Source organism: Rubellimicrobium arenae (assembly GCF_017916275.1).
GTDB lineage: Bacteria > Pseudomonadota > Alphaproteobacteria > Rhodobacterales > Rhodobacteraceae > Rubellimicrobium > Rubellimicrobium arenae.
In genome coordinates this window covers 91,068-108,175 of record NZ_JAFMST010000014.1, presented here as the reverse complement: position 1 = coordinate 108,175, position 17,108 = coordinate 91,068, and the positions used below count along the sequence as shown (strand labels likewise).

The following is a 17,108-nucleotide window of genomic DNA, read 5'->3' as shown; positions in this document are numbered from 1 at the left end:
TCCTGCGCCCAGGCCAGGCCCGGACCCAGAAGCGCCCCGGCCGCCACCGCCATCACCCTCGTCCTCATCGCTCTCCGCTCCTCCCGTTCCGGAGTGGAGGTTCCCCTCCGGTTTCCACGAGGTTAGCGTCTCGGTCTGGCCCGTCCAGAGGTGAGGATCGAGTGCGGATCGACGGGGCGACAGGCCATCCGGGGAATCCCGCCGAAGGCTAGAAAATTCGTGGAATGACCCGGAACCCTGATCCTGCCTTCACGTTGAACCAGCACACCGGCGCTGATTCCGATGCCTGTCCCAAGCAAAGCGCCGTGTTTCCCCGACCGCGAGGTCCCTGTCGCGGTCTATCCCCGCCGGAGAGTGCTCCCCTCACTCTCCGGCGGATGTCATTTCGGGTTGGGCCCGGGACCTCGTTCGTGAAGCGTGGCATCGCCAAGATCCTGGTCAGGGCCGAGGCATGGTTCGAGGCCATCCTGGGCCGCCTGCGTCCGATGCGGAGGGAGCCGCCTGTCATCGAGGCCTACCTTGGATATTCCACCCCAGAGCACTGGGTGGCCCGGGGCCGCGTGCTCAGCCGTTTGATCCGTCCCTCTGTGCGCGAAGGGCAGCGGCGGGGACGCAACGCGCTTCAGATGCTGTCCCTGTTCCTGACCGACGAGGTGGCCGAGGTGACCGTCCGGGCACGCGCCCACGACCTATCCGCCGTGACGGACGAGGAGGGCTACTTCACGCTCCTCGTGCCCTGGCAGGACGCGCAGGGCTGGGCGGAGGTCGCCGTGGAGGCCGAGGGCGCCGAGGCGGTCCTGCCGGTCCAGGTCACCCCGTCCGGAGCGGCGTTCGCCGTCGTTTCGGACATCGACGACACGGTGATCCTGACCGGCGCCTGGAGCCTGTGGCGCAATCTCTGGACGACGCTGACCGGCAACCTGGGCAGCCGGACCGTGTTCCCGGACGCGGTCGAGCTGCTGGCCCGGCTGTCGCAGGGCGGGCGCAATCCCGTGTTCTTCGTGTCGTCCTCGCCCTGGAACATGCACGCGTTCCTGGAAGAGCTGCTGGCCCAGGCCGGGGTCGTCCGGGCGCCGCTCTTTCTCCGGGATCTGGGGATCAGCGAGATGCAACCGCTTGCCGCCACCCATGGCGAGCACAAGGGCAGCGTCATCGACCGTCTGATGGCGGCCAACCCCGGCCTGCGCTTCTGGCTGGTCGGGGACACCGGCCAGCACGACGCGGCCATCTATGCCGCCGCCGCCGCCCGGCATCCGGGGCGGGTGATTCGCGTCACCCTGCGCCGCGCCGGGCGCGTGGCCCTCGAGCCGCCCGTGGCAGCCCTCCGCGCCGCCGGCATTCCCGTGGACCTCCTCGACGACTACGGTCCGCTGCTGCGGGACCTTGCGCAGAGGGGTGATTTTCCCGCCGGATCGGGCTAGATTGGGGCTCCCGAGATCGGAGATTGTCTCATGACACGTCATATCGCCGACCACCCCGCCCCCGAGAACGCCGCCCTGCGGCTCAGGCACTTCCTGCGGCTCGCGCGCGAGGAGATGCCGCATCCGGCCGTCCGCACGCTCCATATGCGCCGGCCCGCGACTCCGGCCGAGGGGCGGCTGAAACCTCTCCTGAAGATGCTCCGCAACCGCGATCAATGACGGGTTGAACCCGGACGCCACCCGGGACTAGCTGGGGGGCCCGACATGCGGAGCCCCCATGCCTCCCGACCGTCCGTCCCGGCAGCCCCTGAAGGGCATTGCCCTCAAGCTGTCTGCCGTTGCCATCTTCACGGCCATGTCCTCGCTGATCAAGGCCGTCTCGGACCATGTCCCGGCGGGCGAGGTGGTGTTCTTCCGCTCCCTCTTCGCCTGCCCGGTGATCGTGGTCTGGCTGCTCTGGCAGGGCAACCTCGCGCAGGGGCTCCGGACCCACGACATGCTGGGCCATGTCTGGCGGGGCCTCGTGGGGACCACGGCCATGGGTCTGGGCTTCGCCGGTCTGGGCGTGCTGCCGCTGCCGGAGGTGACGGCCATCGGCTACGCCGCGCCGCTGCTGGTCGTGATCTTCGGGGCGATGTTCCTGGGCGAGCCGGTGCGGGCCTTCCGCGTGCTGGCCGTCGCCCTGGGGCTGGCGGGGGTCATGGTCGTGCTGTCCCCCCGCATGACGGTCGGCGCCGATGTCTCCCCCCGCGAGACGCTGGGCGCCGTCGTGACGCTGGGCGGGGCCGTCTTCGCGGCGCTGGCGCAGGTCTTCGTGCGGCGGCTCACCATGACCGAGGGGACGGCGGCCATCGTCTTCTGGTTCTCGGTCACGGCAACCCTGCTGTCGCTGCTCACGCTGCCCTTCGGCTGGGTCGTCCCCACCGCGCGCGAGACGGTGTTCCTGATCCTGGCAGGGCTTCTGGGCGGAGTGGCGCAGATCGGCCTGACCTCGGCCTACCGCTATGCCGAGGCAGGGCTGGTGGCGCCCTTCGACTATGCCTCCATGCTGCTCGCCATCGTCATCGGCTATGCCGTCTTCTCGGAGGTGCCGGCCCGCACCACCCTCTTGGGGGCGGCGATCATCATCCTGGCCGGCATCCTCATCATCTGGCGCGAGCGCCAGCTCGGCCTCGAGCGCGCGCGGGAGCGCGAGGTGGGGCGGGGCGACGGATGATCCCCTCCGCCCCGCCCGGCCCGTGCGATCAGGCCCGCACCAGCTTCTCGTAGGCGGTCGCGATGTCGCGGGTCATCTGGCCCACCTCGAAGCTGTAGTCGCCGATCTGTCCGACGGGCGTCACCTCGGCAGCCGTCCCCGTGAGCCAGCACTGCTCGAAGCCCTCGAGCTCCGACGGCATGATGTGGCGCTGATGGACCTTGATCTGCTTGTCCTCCAGCATTCCGATCACGGTCTGGCGCGTCAGGCCGTTGAGGAAGCAGTCCGCCAGCGGCGTGTGAACCTCTCCGTCCTTGACGAAGAAGATGTTGGCGCCCGTCGCCTCGGCCACGTAGCCCCGGTAGTCCATCATCATCGCGTCCGAGCAGCCCTTGGCTTCGGCCTGGTGCTTGGACATCGTGCAGATCATGTAAAGGCCGGCCGCCTTGGCCTCTGAGGGGATCGTCTCGGGCGAGGGACGCTTCCACTTGGAGATGTCGAGCTTGGCGCCCTTCATCTTGGCGTCGCCGTAGTAGGCGCCCCATTCCCAGCCCGCCACCGCCAGGCGGACGGGGTTGCGGCGGGCCGACACGCCCATGTCCTCGCCCGACCCGCGCCAGGCGATCGCGCGCACATAGGCATCGGTCCAGCCGTTGGCCTTCAGCATCGCGTCCTTGGCGGCGTCGATCTCCTCGGCCGAGAAGGGGATCTCCATGTCGAGAAGGTCCGCCGACTTCCGCAGGCGCAGGGAATGCTCGTGGCCCTTGAAGATCTTGCCGTTGTAGCAGCGCTCGCCCTCGAACACGGCCGAAGCGTAATGGAGGGCATGGGTCAGCACGTGCACGGTCGCGTCGCGCCACGGCACGAGCTTGCCATCCATCCAGATCCACCCGTCGCGGTCGTCGTAAGCCCCGGCCATGCCGAACTCCCTTGTCAATCCTGTCGCGATTTGGTCCAAATCGGACATAAAGTTGCGCGTTCCGGGGCAGGGGCTATCAGTGGGTCCTTGGAATGTCAACGTCGCTGACGTATTTTCGGTGGGCAAGCACAGGGGGACGCATGGCCGAGCGACCGGGACCGCAGGGGGGGCATGGGCTCCTCTACCTGACCGACGAGCAGTTGCGGAAAGGGATCGAGGCGATGTTCTTCGCCTATCGCGGCTTCACCGCCGCCCCGGACCGCATCCTCGAGGAGCAGGACTACGGCCGGGCGCATCACCGCGCGCTCCATTTCATCGCGCGCAGCCCGGGGACCACGGTGGGCAACCTTCTCGACATCCTGGGCGTCACCAAGCAGTCGCTGAACCGCGTCCTGCGCCGTCTCATGGAGGACGGGCTGGTCGAGGCCAGGGTCGGCCGCGAGGATCGCCGCGAGCGTCACCTGCATCTAACCGAGACCGGCAGGACCCTGGAGAAGGCGCTGGCCGACGCCCAGCGCGACCGGATGCGCGCGGCCTATCGCGCCGCGGGGCCGCAGGCGGTGGCGGGGTTCCGGCAGGTGCTCGAGGCGATGATGGACCCCGAAATGCGCCGTCATTTCGAAGCCGCCGACAAGTCCGGGGGCCGCTGAGTGGAGCCGCCCCATCTTCTGATCGTCGACGACGACGAACGTATCCGCGGGCTCCTGACCCGGTTCCTTCGCAAGAACGGCCTGCTTGTGACCGCCGCCCCGGACGCCGCGCGGGCGCGCCGGCTCCTGGCCGGGCTCGCCTTCGACCTGATCGTGCTCGATGTCATGATGCCGGGCGAAGACGGCCTGTCCTTCTGCCGCGAGATCCGGTCACGCCTGCGCGTGCCGGTCCTGCTGCTCACGGCACGGGGCGAAACGATGGATCGCATCCTGGGGCTCGAGGCCGGGGCGGACGACTACCTGGCCAAGCCCTTCGACCCCAAGGAGCTGCTGCTGCGGATCGGCGCCATCCTGCGTCGCGCCACGCCCGAGGCCGACCCTCCGCCCGCGCCGCTGCCCAAGGTGCTGCGGCTGGGCGCGATGACCTACGACGTCGAACGCGGGGAATTGTCGCGCGACGAGGGCGAGCCCCTGCGGCTCACCGCCACCGAGGCCGGGCTGATGCGGATCCTCGCGGCGGACCCTGGCGCAACGGTCACCCGCACCCGCCTGATCGAGGAAGCCGGACCGCGGGGCGTGCCAAGCCCTGCGCAGGAGCGGGCGGTGGATGTCCAGATCACCCGTCTGCGCCGCAAGATCGAGCCTGATCCCCGTCAGCCCCGCTATCTCCAGACGGTGCGGGGGGCCGGCTACCGGCTCGCCCCGGACTAGCCGAAGCACTCCGCGGGCAGGCGCTGGGGCAGGTCCGCTTCGCGCCATTCCCAGAGACGGGGGGCCGGAAAGGGAACGACGATCCCCTGTTCGCCCCCCGGACCCGTCACCGTGCCGCGCCCGGTCAGCAGGTTCAGGTCGCAGCCGCCCCAGCCGGTCTGGGGCCCGAGCGTGTCGCGCCAGCCATAGGTGATGCCCGCGACCCGGAGGTCGCCCTCGCGGTAGGCCAGCGTCAGGGTCAGTGTCCAGCGGTCCCGGCCCACCGAGTCGTTGCGCGAGGTGAGCAGAACCGACCCCGAGGGACTGAGCGAAAGGCCCGGCTCCTGCCCGGGCATCCCGCCGGTCCAGGCCACGTCTCCCGCCGTGCGGCGGCCCGCCCGGCCGTCGACCACGAGATCGACCGTGCCTCTGCCGTTCTCGATCAGGGCATAGGTTTCAGGGCTGCCGTCCCGGTCCAGGTCGGCGGTGACCTCCCGCATCGGCTCCTGGGCCGCGACCGGGAGGGCGAAAAGCAGCAGAACAGTCAGCGGAAGGAAACGCATGGGGACCTCCGGCGCTTGCGTCCGCGCCGGTCTGCCGCTCTTGTGGTGGCTATGTCCATTCCGGTTCTCCTGACCCACTCCGATTGCGCGCGCCACCAGCCCCCGCCCGGGCATCCCGAGCGGCCGGAGCGGTACGCCGCCGTTCTGGCGGGTCTGGCGGGCCTGACCCTTGCGCGGCATGAAGCCGCCGAAGCCACGGACGAGGAGCTCACGGTCCTCCACCCTCCAGGCTATCTGGAGGCGCTGGCCCGGCGTGAGCCGGCCCGGGGCCAGGTGCCGCTCGACCCCGACACCTACCTGTCGGCCGGCTCGGTCCGCGCCGCGCGGCTGGGGGCAGGGGCGGCGCTTCGGGCGGTGGACCTGGTCATGGAGGGCGCCCACCCTGCGGCCTTTGCGGCGGTGCGGCCACCGGGGCATCACGCTTTGGCCCGCACGCCCATGGGCTTCTGCCTGTTCGGGAACGTGGCGCTCGCGGCGCGGCGGGCCATCGACGTCCATGGCGCGGAACGCGTGGCCATCGTGGACTTCGACGTCCACCACGGGAACGGCACCCAGGCCTTGGTCGAGGAGGACCCGCGCATCCTGTTCGTGTCCACGCACCAGTCGCCCCTGTTCCCCGGGACCGGCGACGCTGCCGACGAAGGGCCGCATGGCACGGTCCTGAACCTGCCCCTGGCGGCCGGCATCGGCAGCGCCGGGTACCGTCAGGTCGTGGCCGACCACGTCCTGCCCCGCCTCAGGGCCCATGCGCCGGACCTCCTGCTGATCTCGGCAGGCTTCGACGCGCACAGGGACGATCCCCTGGGCGGCCTCCTGCTGGAGACAGCGGATTTCGGCTGGACGACCTCAAGGCTCTGCGAGGTGGCGCAGCAAAGTTGCGCGGGGCGCGTGGTATCCGTCCTCGAAGGAGGCTATGACCTCGGCGCCCTGCGCGACGGCGTGGCGGCGCATGTGGCGGCCCTGGGAGGACAAGCGTGAGCGAGAAACCCATCAACGAGATGACCTTCGAGGAGGCGCTTGCGGAACTCGAGGGCGTGGTCACGCGCCTGGAGCGTGGCGACGTCGCGCTCGATGACTCGATCAGGCTCTATGAGCGTGGCGCGGCCCTGCGCGCCCGCTGCCAGCAGAAGCTCGCCGAGGCTGAGGAGAAGGTGTCGAAGATCACGCTGGGCGACGGCGGCCAGCCGGCCGGGCTCCAGCCCTTCGACGCCGGCTGAATCCGGAATGTCCGACAGCGCCCTGCGGGTAGCCCGGCCGGGTGCCGGGCCCCTGTCCTTCGATGCGGCCCTCGCTCGGGCCCGCGCCGCCGCCGAGGCCGAGCTGCGCCGCGCCCTTTCGGGGGAACCCGGTCCCGTGGCCGCTGCGATGCTCTACGCCTGCGAGGGGGGCAAGGGCCTGCGGGGTTTCCTGGTCATGGAGGGCGCGCGCCTTCACGGGCTGACCGACGCGCAGGCCGCGCCCGCCGCCGCCGCCATCGAGGCGCTTCACGCCTATTCGCTGATCCATGACGACCTGCCCTGCATGGACGACGACGACCTGCGTCGCGGGCGGCCGACGGTTCACAGGGCCTGGGACGAAGCCACGGCGGTCCTTGCGGGGGACGCGCTCCAGTCGCTGGCCTTCGAGCTGGTGTGCGGGGCCGGATGCCCGCCCGAGGCTCGGCTCGCGCTCGCCCTCACGCTGGCCCGGGCGGCCGGAGTGGCGGGAATGGTGGGCGGGCAGGCGCTCGACATCGCCGCCGAAACGGCCGCCGCGCCGCTTGGCCTTACGGACATCACCGCCCTCCAGGCCCGCAAGACGGGCGCGCTGATCAGCTGGTCGGCCGCGGCAGGGCCCCGCATGGCGGGGGCGGACGCGTCGGCCCTCCTGGCCTATGGGGATGCGCTGGGCCTCGCCTTCCAGATCGCGGACGACATCCTCGACGTGGAGGGTAGCGCGGAAGAGGTGGGCAAGGCCATCGGCAAGGATGCCGGACGGGGCAAGGCGACCTTCGTTTCCCTCCTGGGCCTCGACGGGGCCAAGGACCGCGCCAGATCGCTTGTCGAGGAGGCCTGCGCGGCGCTCGACCCCTATGGCGAGGCGGCCGCCCCCCTGCGCGAGGCCGCCCGCTTCGTCACGACCCGCCGGAAGTGAATGCCATGACCGAACCGAACCGTCCCCGCACGCCCCTGCTCGACCGGGTGCGCGATCCTCGCGACCTCAAGGGCCTGACCGATAGCCAGCTTCGGCAGGTCGCCGACGAGCTTCGGGCCGAAACCATCTCGGCCGTGTCGGTCACCGGCGGACACCTCGGCGCGGGCCTGGGCGTGGTGGAGCTGACCGTGGCGCTTCATGCGGTCTTCGACACGCCGCGCGACCGGGTCGTCTGGGATGTCGGCCATCAGGCCTACCCGCACAAGATCCTCACGGGGCGCCGGGACCGCATCCGCACCCTGCGGCAGAAGGATGGCCTGTCCGGCTTCACCAAGCGGAGCGAGTCCCCCTACGACCCCTTCGGCGCGGCGCATTCCTCCACGTCGATCTCGGCGGCGCTGGGCCTGGCCGTGGCGCGCGACCTCGGGGCCGAGCCTCCGGATCATTGCGGCCTCGGCGACTGCATCGCCGTGATCGGCGACGGGTCCATCAGCGCCGGCATGGCCTATGAGGCCATGAACAACGCGGGCCACCTCGGCACGCGGATGTTCGTGATCCTCAACGACAACGAGATGTCGATCGCTCCGCCTGTCGGGGCGATGTCGGCCTACCTCACCCGGCTTTACGCCGGCGCGCCGTTCCAGGATCTCCGCGCCGCCGTCAAGGCCGCCGCCGGCTTCCTGCCCGAACCGCTCCGCGAAGGGGCCAAGCGGGCCAAGGACGCCCTCAAGCATCTGGCCGTGGGTCATGGCACGCTGTTCGACGAGCTCGGCTTCTCCTATGTGGGCCCGGTGGACGGGCACGACATGGAGCAGCTCCTCTCGGTGCTGCGCACCGTCAAGGCGCGGGCGACAGGGCCGGTCCTGATCCACGCCATCACCCGCAAGGGCAAGGGCTATGCTCCGGCCGAGGCTGCCGCCGACCGCGGCCACGCCACCAACAAGTTCGACGTGGTGACCGGCACGCAAGCCAAGGCGCCGTCCAACGCGCCCAGCTACACGAGCGTCTTCGCCGATGCGCTGGTCCGGTGCGCCGCCCGCGACCGCGCCATCGTCGCCGTCACCGCCGCCATGCCGGACGGCACCGGCCTTTCGAAGTTCATGGACCGCTTTTCGGGCCGCTGCTTCGACGTCGGCATCGCCGAACAGCACGCCGTCACCTTTGCCGCCGGGATGGCCGCCGGGGGGCTGAAGCCCTTCTGCGCGATCTACTCGACCTTCCTGCAGCGCGGTTACGATCAGGTCGTCCACGACGTGGCGATCCAGCGCCTGCCCGTCCGCTTTGCCATCGACCGCGCGGGGCTGGTGGGCGCCGACGGCGCCACGCATGCGGGCAGCTTCGACGTGGCCTTCCTGGCCAATCTTCCCGGCTTCGTGGTCATGGCCGCCGCCGACGAGGCCGAACTCGCACGGATGGTCGTCACCGCCGCCGCGCACGACCAGGGCCCGATCGCCTTCCGGTTCCCACGGGGCGAGGGCGTGGGCGTGGAGATCGACTGGGACGCCCCGCCGCTGGAGATCGGCAGGGGCCGGATCATCCGCGACGGCTCGGGCGTCGCCCTCCTGTCCCTTGGCACCCGCCTGCAGGAGGCCCTGAAGGCCGCCGAGGCGCTGGAGGCCCGGGGCATCCGCCCGACGGTTGCCGACGCCCGCTTCGCCAAGCCGCTCGATCGCGACATGATCCTGGACCTCGCCCGCCGGCATGAGGTGCTCATCACCATCGAGGAAGGGGCGGTGGGCGGCTTCGGCTCCCATGTCGCCCAGCTCCTGGCGGAGGAGGGCGTCTTTGACGGGGGCCTGAAGTTCCGCTCCATGTGCCTGCCCGACACCTTCATCGACCAGGCAAGCCCGCGCGACATGTACGCCGAGGCCCGCCTCAACGCCGAGGACATCGAGGCCAGGGTCCTTGAGGTGCTGGGCGTGGCGGTGGTCGGCAAGCGGGCCTGATGGGGAACGCCCGGGCGCGGGACCCGGGCGTCATCGTTGCCGTCATTCGGCCGTGACGGCCTTCCGGTCATGGTGGTCATGCTCCACCTCGCCCCGCGTCTTCCAGAGCGAGAACGCCACGCCGGCCGCAAGGATGGCGAAGGTGATCCCCAGCGACCAGCCCGCGGGGAACTTCTCCCAGCCCATCAGGTCGGCGACGAAGATCTTCGATCCGATGAACACCAGGAGCAGCGACAGCGCGTATTTCAGGTAGTGGAAGCGGTGCAGGATCGCCGCCAGCGCGAAGTAGAGCGCCCGCAGGCCCAGGATCGCGAAGATGTTGGACGTGTAGACGATGAACGGGTCCGTCGTGATCGCGAACACGGCGGGAACCGAGTCCACCGCAAAGACCAGGTCCGCGATCTCGATCAGCACCAGAGCCAGGAAGAGCGGCGTGGCAAAGCGCACCATCCGGCCCGAGGCGTCGGGCTTCTTCACGAAGAAGTCGTGCCCATGCAGCTCGTCCGTGACGTTCATCCGGCGCTTGAGGAAGCGCAGCACCGGATTGGAGGAGATGTCGTGCTCCTTCTCGCCACCGAACATCATCTTGACGCCGGTGAAGATCAGGAAGGTCGCAAAGATGTAGAGCACCCAGTGGTACTGGGCGACCAGCGTCGCACCGAGCCCGATCATGATCCCGCGCAGCAGGATCACGCCCAGGATGCCCCAGAACAGCACGCGGTGCTGGTACAGGCGCGGGATCGCGAAGAAGCTGAAGATCAGGGCGATGACGAACACGTTGTCCATCGCCAGCGTCTTTTCGACCACGAAGGCGGTCAGGTAGTACTGCGCCTCCTGTCCGCCGATCTGCCACCAGACGAATCCTGCGAAGGCCAGCCCCAGGGCGATGTAGAGGGAAGACAGCTTGAGGCTCTCGGCCACGCCGATCTCGTGGTCGTCCTTGTGCAGGACCCCCAGGTCGAAGGCCAGGAGCGCGATGACGATCCCGATGAAGAGCAGCCACATCCAGAGCGGCGTGCCCAGGAAAGATAACAGAAGAAGTTCCATGACGACCTCACGTCCACGTTTCAGGGAACGCGCATCGGAGGTCGGGCGAAAAGGGCCAGGACACCGAGCACGCTCGATGCGGTCCGACATCACGACGCGAGGTCGTCAGAGGGGCCCGGTCCGCTACAGCCGCATATGGACAGCGGCTGTGGGCGTTCAACCCCGCGCCGGAAGAAAAAGTCACAAGGACGTGACCCTAGTCCCCCGCGGCCAGCAGCGCCCGCAGCCCGGTCCGGTAGTCGGGATAAAGAAGCCGGACTCCGAGTTCGTCCTTGATGCGGTCGTTCCGCACCCGCTTGCTTTCCGCATAGAAGCTGCGCGCCATCGGAGTCATCTCGGCGGTCGCAAAATCCTGTGCGGGCGGGATCGGCAGGCCCAGGAGCTCGGCCGCGTGGGCGATCACGTCCTCGGGCGGGGCCGGATCGTCGTCGCAGACGTTGTAGATCGCGCCGGGTTCGGGACGGGCGATCGACGCCGCCAGAACCTGCGCGATGTCATCCACATGGATCCGCGAGAACATCTGGTTGGGCTTGATGATCCGCCGCGCCGTGCCGTTCCGCACCTTTTCGAAGGGTCCGCGCCCCGGGCCATAGATCCCCGCGAGCCGGAAGATGTGGAGCGGCAGCCCCGGGATGGCCCGCCAGGCCGCCTCCGCCTCGACGCGCAGCCGACCGCGCCGGGTCGCCGGCGTCAGGGCGCTGGATTCGTCCACCCAGTCGCCCTGCCGGTCGCCATAGACTCCGGTCGTCGAAAGATAGCCGACCCAGGCGAGCCGGGTGGCCCGAGCCGCGATCTCCGGGCCCAGGGCGCGCAGGACCGGATCCCCGGCTTCGTCGGGGGCGACCGAGCTGAGCAGGTGGGTGGCCTGGTCGAGCAGTGGTCCCATGTCCGCGCCCGGCCAGATCACGCCATCGACGCCGTCCGCCTCGAGGTCCCGCAGCCGCTCCGGGCTCCGGACCGTGCCGATGACCCGCCACCCCTGTGGACGCAGGAGATGACCGAGCGCGCGGGCCGAGAAGCCGTGACCGAAAGAGAGCAGCGTAGGCATGCCCGGCAGGATGGGACCGGCGACCACGGACTGCAAGGCCGGTCGGCCCTGGTCAGGGGGCGTTCAGCGCCTGCTGGGTCAATGGATCAGGCTGGCCATCGTAGAAACTCTCAAGGAGGGCGCGGAACTCGGGAGGCGCGTCCGGCAGGCTGGCAAAGAGCGTCGCGCAGGACCGCAGCTTCAGCGCGTCGATGCCACCCAGGATCGACTCGGGCGAGCGGTCCGGGTGCAGAAGCATCGCGCGCGCCGCCTCGACCAGGCGGGACCCGAGCACGGGATGCGCGAGGTAGGCCCGGGCCTCCTCCAGGTCCGTGATGCCGTAGGCCTTAGCGGTGGGCGATCGGCCCAGCGCGGCGAGTTGCGGAAAGATCCACCACATCCAGTGGCTTTCCTTTCGGCCGTGGCGAAGCTCGGCCATGGCGCTGGCGTAGGTGTTGTCCTGCGGGGGCAGGAAGCGGTCGAGATCGGGCATTGATGGGCTCGGGTCCGTGAGATCCAGAGAAGAACGCGCGTGACGGGGAATCGGCCCGGCCCGAGCGCGCGTGACGCTTCGTCATGGTCTGGTGCGGCCCTCTGCAGGCACGGAGTAGGCCGGCGTCGCGGCCTTCTGGGTCCAGGCCAGGGCTTGCGCGGGCGCGCGCCTTGCGCCCAAATGGGCCATGCAAGACCCCGTCCTGACCTCCTGGGCCGATTGCGCCCCCCGCCTTGTCGCCGTGGCCGCGGGCCGCGCCCCTGCCGACCTCGTCATCCAGGGCGGCCTCCTCGTCAACGTCCAGAGCCGTGAGATCCTTCCCGGCTGGCAGGTCGCCATCGCGGCAGGCCGCTTCGCCTATGTCGGCCCCGACGCGAGCCACTGCATCGGCGAAGGGACCCAGGTCGTGGACGCCAAGGGCCGCTACCTGATCCCCGGCCTTTGCGACGGCCACATGCACATCGAATCCGGGATGCTGACCCCCGCCGAGTTCGCCGCCGCCGTGATCCCGCACGGCACGACGACCATGTTCACCGACCCGCACGAGATCGCCAACGTCCTGGGCCTGTCAGGCGTCCGCATGATGCACGACGAGGCGCTGCTGCAGCCCATCAGCATCTTCACCCAGATGCCCAGTTGCGCGCCGAGCGCCCCGGGGCTGGAGACCACCGGCTTCGAGATCACCGCCGAGGACGTCGAGGAGGCCATGTCCTGGCCCGGCATCGTCGGTTTGGGCGAGATGATGAACTACCCCGGCGTCGTGGCCGGCGACCCGCAGATGCTGGCCGAGATGGCCGCGACCATGCGCGCCGGCAAGACGGTGGGCGGCCACTACGCGAGCCCCGACCGGGGTGTTCCGTTCCACGCCTATGTCGCAGGCGGGGCGGCGGACGACCATGAGGGGACCCGGGAGTCCGACGCGATCGACCGCGTCCGCCAAGGGATGCGCTCCATGCTGCGGCTGGGCTCCGCGTGGTACGACGTGGAAAGCCAGATTACCGCGATCACCGAAAAGGGCCTTGATCCCCGCAACTTCGTCCTGTGCACGGATGACTGCCATTCGGGCACGCTGGTCAACGACGGCCACATGGACCGCGTCGTGCGCCACGCCATCGCCTGCGGCTGCGACCCGCTGGTCGCGCTCCAGATGGCCACGATCAATACCGCCACGCATTTCGGCCTCGAACGCGAGCTGGGCTCCATCGCCCCGGGCCGCCGCGCCGACGTGATCCTGACCTCGGACCTGCGCGCCCTGCCGATCGAGGCGGTCTATGCGCGCGGACGCCTCGTGGCCGAGGACGGTCGCCTGCGTGTCACATGCCCGCACTACGACTGGCCCGAGGCGGCGCGGCAAACGGTGCGCCTGGGCAAGTGGCTGGAGGCCCGGGACTTTGCCGTCCCCGCGCCCGACGACCGGGAGAAGGTGCGCGTGAAGGTCATCGGCGTCATCGAGAACCAGGCCCCGACCAAGGCCCTGGCCGCCGACCTGCCCGTGCGGGACGGCCTTGTCGAACCCGAGGGCGCCGTCGCGCACATCGCGCTGGTCGAGCGGCACCGCGCAACGGGTGGGGTGACCAACGCCTTCGTGTCGGGCTTCGGCTACGGGCCGGGGATGGCGGTCGCTTCGACCGTGGCCCATGACAGCCACCACATGATCGTGGTCGGCACCGACCGCGCCATGATGGCGGCCGCCGCCAACCGGCTGGCCGAGGTCGGAGGGGGCGTCACCGTCTGGAAGGACGGGCAGGAGACCGCCCTCGTGCCGCTGCCCATCGCGGGGCTGATGTCCGACGCCCCGGCCATCGACGTCGCCGCCCGTGCCCAGCGCCTGGTCGAGGCCATGGCCGAATGTGGCTGCCGCCTCAACAATGCCTACATGCAGCATTCACTGCTGGCGCTGGTAGTCATCCCCGAGCTGCGCCTCTCCGACAAGGGCCTCGTGGATGTGCGCCGGTTCGAGGTCACCAGTCTGTTCGAGGGGAACGCATGAACGCCCAGAATCCTGAACTCGGCCCCTTTGAGACCCCGCAGCTGCCCGCCCCCGAAGCCTTCGACGATGCGGCCGCGGCCGTGGCGCGGCTGATCGAGATCTACGAGGCATCGACCGACTTCCTGAGCGACCGTTTTGCCGCCTCGCTTCGGCATGGACGCCCCGAACGGCGCATCCGTGCGTTCTATCCCGAGCTGCGGCTCTCCACGTCCAGCTTCGCGCTGGCGGATTCGCGGCTTTCGTTCGGCCATGTGGCCGGGCCTGGAACCTATTCGACCACCATCACCCGGCCGCGCCTGTTCGCGAGCTACCTGGAGCAGCAGATCGGCCTGCTGATCCGGAACCATGCCGTCCGCGTGGTGGTGGGGCCTTCGCGCACGCCGATCCCCGTCCACTTCGCCGTGACCAACGACGCGCGTCTGTCGGTCCCGCAGGAAGGCGTGATGGAGTTCCCCCTCCGCGACGTGTTCGACGTGCCGGACCTCGCCACGATGAACGACGACATCGTGAACGGCGACGGGTTCCTCTACCCCGATGGCTCCATTCCGCTTGCCCCCTTCACGGCGCAGCGGGTGGACTACAGCCTCGCCCGCCTGTCGCACTACACCGCGACCGATCCGGACCATTTCCAGAACCACGTCCTTTTCACGAACTACCAGTTCTACGTCGAGGAGTTCGAGGCCTACGCCCGGCAGCAGATCGCCAGCCCGGACTCGGGCTACACGGCCTTCGTGGGTCCCGGAAACGCCGTGATCACCGAGGCCGAGGCGCATCTTCCCGTGCCCGGCAAGCTGCCCCAGATGCCGACCTACCACCTCAAGCGCGCGGACGGGCAGGGAATCACGCTGGTCAACATCGGGGTCGGCCCCTCGAACGCCAAGACGGCCACGGACCACATCGCGGTGTTGCGCCCGCACGCCTGGCTCATGGTCGGCCATTGCGCGGGGCTTCGGAACAGCCAGCGGCTGGGCGACTTTGTCCTGGCCCACGCCTACCTGCGTGAGGATCACGTCCTGGACGACGACCTGCCCATCTGGGTGCCGATCCCCGCGCTGGCCGAGATCCAGATCGCGCTCGAGCGGGCGGTGGCCGAGGTGACCGAGCTGGACGGATACGAGCTCAAGCGCATCATGCGCACCGGCACCGTCGCCACGATCGACAACCGCAACTGGGAGCTTCGCGACCAGTCCGGCCCCGTGGCCCGCCTGTCGCAGAGCCGCGCCGTCGCGCTCGACATGGAATCGGCCACCATCGCCGCCAACGGCTTCCGCTTCCGCGTGCCTTACGGAACGCTTCTTTGCGTCTCGGACAAGCCGCTGCACGGAGAGCTGAAGCTGCCCGGCATGGCCTCGGACTTCTACCGGACCCAGGTCGCGCGGCATCTCATGATCGGCATCCGCGCCATGGAGCGCCTGCGCGAAGAGCCGCTCGAACGCATCCATAGCCGCAAATTGCGTAGCTTCATGGAGACGGCTTTCCTCTGAATTGCACGGTTTCCTGAGCAAACGGCGGTTTCTGCTGGACAAGCGAAGCGAATGGTTGTGCAGCATGGGCCCGATATGCCCCAACGGGGCGCGCCAACCAGGAGACCACCCATGGCCAACCAGATGACGAAGGCCCAGCTCGTTGCCGCGATCGCGGACGAAACCAACACCGACAAGAAGGCGGCGAGCGCCATGCTGGACGCGCTGACCGGCATCATCACCAAGACGGTCTCCGAAGGCGGCGCCGTGACCCTGCCGGGCGTCGGCAAGATCTACTGCCGCGAACGGCCCGAGCGCATGGTCCGCAACCCCTCCACGGGCGAGCAGATCAAGAAAGAGGCCGACAAGGTGGTCAAGGTCACCGTGGCCAAGGCGCTCAAGGACAGCATCAACGCCTGATTCCAAGTCCCGCGCCCCCTTGGGGGCGCGGGGAACGATCGCCCCTTCCGTTCGTTTCGCTGCGAGGCCAACGAACAGGAGGGGGCCATGCCTGACATCGATTATTCATCGAGCAGCGTCATCTCGTCCGACCGGGTGAACGGCACCGCCGTCTTCGGTGCGGGCGGCGAGCATATCGGGACCATCGACCATCTCGTGATCGACAAGATCTCGGGCAAGATCGTCTACGCCGTGATGTCCTTCGGCGGATTCCTGGGCATGGGACAGGATCACCATCCCATCCCCTGGGCCGCGCTGAAGTACGACACATCCCTCGGCGGCTACATCACCGGTATCACCGAGGACCAGTTGCGCGAAGCCCCGGCGCAGAGTGACGACTGGTATCGTGACCGCCAGTGGGAGGAGCGGATCTACACCCATTACGGGCTGCCCTATTACTGGGTCTGATCCTGGGATGGAGGGCCGCGCCGGTCCGGGGCGCGGCCCCGGCCATCAGGCGGCCAGCGCCGTGCCGTCCATCTGCATGGCCGTGGCCCGCGCGGGATGGGCCGCGCAGCGGGCGACCCAGTCGCGGATCCGGTCGCAGCCGGGATCCAGGTCCTTGAACCAAAGATACGGCGAGGAGACGAGCAGGTCCGCGGCCGTGTAGCGTCCCCCCACGAGCCAGTCACTGGTGGACAGGGCCGAGGAAAGCCGGTCGCGGATCTCGGCCGGACCCCGGAAGGTGGCGGACAGGAAGGGATGCGACAGGCCGGCCGCATCGTGGATCAGGGCGGGCTCCATGACGCCGGCATACCAGGCCAGCCAGGACAGGTAACGCCCCCGCTGGGGGTCGCCGACCGGAACCCCCAGGCCGGACTCGGGGAACAGGTCGGTGAGATGCAGCAGGATCGCCGCGCTTTCCCAGATCATCTCTCCGTCCTGCACAAGAAGCGGCACCTTGCCCTCGGGATGCGGGTTCGACGGATCGCGCCGGCCCGTGCCGTCGAAGCGCATGACCGTCACGTCGCGCACCTCCACGGCATCCAGGGCGCCTATGGCCACGAGCAGCGTCAGCACGCGGGTCGAGCGGGTCATCGGGGCATGGTAGAAGGTCAACATCGAACGGCTCCTTTCGGGGATTGCCAACCGGGATGTCCTTGGTATCGTCC

Annotated in this window: 19 protein-coding genes; 13 read left to right on the top strand and 6 right to left on the bottom strand. The window is 69.4% G+C overall.

What is annotated here, in order from left to right; genetic code table 11:
* The first annotated feature begins 410 nt into the window (after positions 1–410).
* Genes J3P31_RS21685 through J3P31_RS19030 form a run of 3 tightly spaced genes read left to right on the top strand, consistent with a single transcriptional unit; the run spans position 411 to position 2,637 of the window.
* Positions 411–1,421 (top strand): phosphatase domain-containing protein, encoded by a 1,011-nt coding sequence (locus J3P31_RS21685; RefSeq protein ID WP_210530100.1) that lies wholly within the window; start codon positions 411–413, stop codon positions 1,419–1,421.
* A gap of 30 nt (positions 1,422–1,451) precedes the next feature.
* Positions 1,452–1,640 carry a hypothetical protein gene (locus tag J3P31_RS19035; protein WP_210530099.1) on the top strand — a complete coding sequence of 63 codons (189 nt, stop codon included), beginning with the start codon at positions 1,452–1,454 and terminating at the stop codon, positions 1,638–1,640.
* A 58-nt stretch (positions 1,641–1,698) separates the two neighbouring features.
* Positions 1,699–2,637 (top strand): DMT family transporter, encoded by a 939-nt coding sequence (locus J3P31_RS19030; RefSeq protein WP_210530098.1) that lies wholly within the window; start codon positions 1,699–1,701, stop codon positions 2,635–2,637.
* A 28-nt stretch (positions 2,638–2,665) separates the two neighbouring features.
* Here the strand turns inward: J3P31_RS19030 and J3P31_RS19025 are convergent, their stop codons facing one another.
* Positions 2,666–3,535, bottom strand: coding sequence for a branched-chain amino acid aminotransferase (locus J3P31_RS19025; protein ID WP_210530097.1), 870 nt, complete (start codon positions 3,533–3,535; stop codon positions 2,666–2,668).
* A gap of 140 nt (positions 3,536–3,675) precedes the next feature.
* Here J3P31_RS19025 and J3P31_RS19020 point away from each other — a divergent pair, with 140 nt between their 5' ends.
* Positions 3,676–4,185, top strand: a complete 510-nt coding sequence (locus J3P31_RS19020) for a MarR family winged helix-turn-helix transcriptional regulator (RefSeq protein WP_210530096.1) — start codon at positions 3,676–3,678, stop codon at positions 4,183–4,185.
* Positions 4,186–4,896: a response regulator gene (locus tag J3P31_RS19015; RefSeq protein WP_210530095.1), complete on the top strand. Its 711-nt coding sequence runs from the start codon at positions 4,186–4,188 to the stop codon at positions 4,894–4,896.
* Here the strand turns inward: J3P31_RS19015 and J3P31_RS19010 are convergent.
* Positions 4,893–5,438: a hypothetical protein gene (locus J3P31_RS19010; RefSeq protein WP_210530094.1), complete on the bottom strand. Its 546-nt coding sequence runs from the start codon at positions 5,436–5,438 to the stop codon at positions 4,893–4,895. The genes J3P31_RS19015 and J3P31_RS19010 overlap by 4 nt on opposite strands.
* A gap of 51 nt (positions 5,439–5,489) precedes the next feature.
* On the opposite strand from J3P31_RS19010, the gene J3P31_RS19005 reads away from it, so the two are divergent.
* Genes J3P31_RS19005 through dxs form a run of 4 tightly spaced genes read left to right on the top strand, consistent with a single transcriptional unit; the run spans position 5,490 to position 9,517 of the window.
* Positions 5,490–6,416, top strand: a complete 927-nt coding sequence (locus J3P31_RS19005) for a histone deacetylase family protein (RefSeq protein WP_210530093.1) — start codon at positions 5,490–5,492, stop codon at positions 6,414–6,416.
* Positions 6,413–6,655, top strand: coding sequence for an exodeoxyribonuclease VII small subunit (locus J3P31_RS19000; RefSeq protein WP_210530092.1), 243 nt, complete (start codon positions 6,413–6,415; stop codon positions 6,653–6,655). The genes J3P31_RS19005 and J3P31_RS19000 overlap by 4 nt, the downstream gene beginning before the upstream one ends.
* Positions 6,656–6,662: 7 nt before the next feature.
* A complete protein-coding gene (locus J3P31_RS18995; RefSeq protein WP_210530091.1) occupies positions 6,663–7,571 on the top strand; it encodes a polyprenyl synthetase family protein in 909 nt (302 codons plus the stop codon).
* A 5-nt stretch (positions 7,572–7,576) separates the two neighbouring features.
* The gene (dxs, locus tag J3P31_RS18990) at positions 7,577–9,517 is read left to right on the top strand and encodes a 1-deoxy-D-xylulose-5-phosphate synthase (RefSeq protein WP_210530090.1); all 1,941 of its coding nucleotides are present in this window, start codon (positions 7,577–7,579) and stop codon (positions 9,515–9,517) included.
* 42 nt (positions 9,518–9,559) lie between these two features.
* Here the strand turns inward: dxs and J3P31_RS18985 are convergent, their stop codons facing one another.
* The 3 genes from J3P31_RS18985 to J3P31_RS18975 all read right to left on the bottom strand — a co-directional run bounded on the left by J3P31_RS18985 (position 9,560) and on the right by J3P31_RS18975 (position 12,084).
* On the bottom strand, positions 9,560–10,564 hold the full coding sequence (locus J3P31_RS18985; protein WP_210530089.1) for a TerC family protein: 1,005 nt from the start codon (positions 10,562–10,564) through the stop codon (positions 9,560–9,562).
* A 196-nt stretch (positions 10,565–10,760) separates the two neighbouring features.
* Positions 10,761–11,612, bottom strand: a complete 852-nt coding sequence (locus J3P31_RS18980; RefSeq protein ID WP_210530108.1) for an SDR family oxidoreductase — start codon at positions 11,610–11,612, stop codon at positions 10,761–10,763.
* A 52-nt stretch (positions 11,613–11,664) separates the two neighbouring features.
* Positions 11,665–12,084, bottom strand: coding sequence for a DUF1810 domain-containing protein (locus tag J3P31_RS18975; protein ID WP_210530088.1), 420 nt, complete (start codon positions 12,082–12,084; stop codon positions 11,665–11,667).
* Positions 12,085–12,271: 187 nt separating this feature from the next.
* Between J3P31_RS18975 and ade the strand changes: the two genes are divergently transcribed.
* From ade to J3P31_RS18955, 4 genes are all read left to right on the top strand, one after another.
* Positions 12,272–14,074 carry an adenine deaminase gene (ade, locus tag J3P31_RS18970; protein WP_210530087.1) on the top strand — a complete coding sequence of 601 codons (1,803 nt, stop codon included), beginning with the start codon at positions 12,272–12,274 and terminating at the stop codon, positions 14,072–14,074.
* Positions 14,071–15,558: an AMP nucleosidase gene (locus tag J3P31_RS18965; protein WP_210530086.1), complete on the top strand. Its 1,488-nt coding sequence runs from the start codon at positions 14,071–14,073 to the stop codon at positions 15,556–15,558. The genes ade and J3P31_RS18965 overlap by 4 nt, the downstream gene beginning before the upstream one ends.
* A 111-nt stretch (positions 15,559–15,669) precedes the next feature.
* Positions 15,670–15,957 (top strand): HU family DNA-binding protein, encoded by a 288-nt coding sequence (locus J3P31_RS18960; protein WP_210530085.1) that lies wholly within the window; start codon positions 15,670–15,672, stop codon positions 15,955–15,957.
* An 87-nt stretch (positions 15,958–16,044) separates the two neighbouring features.
* Positions 16,045–16,404 (top strand): PRC-barrel domain-containing protein, encoded by a 360-nt coding sequence (locus J3P31_RS18955; RefSeq protein WP_210530084.1) that lies wholly within the window; start codon positions 16,045–16,047, stop codon positions 16,402–16,404.
* 45 nt (positions 16,405–16,449) lie between these two features.
* On the opposite strand, the gene J3P31_RS18950 is transcribed toward J3P31_RS18955, so the two are convergent.
* Positions 16,450–17,058, bottom strand: coding sequence for a glutathione S-transferase family protein (locus J3P31_RS18950; RefSeq protein ID WP_210530083.1), 609 nt, complete (start codon positions 17,056–17,058; stop codon positions 16,450–16,452).
* Positions 17,059–17,108: the final 50 nt, after the last annotated feature.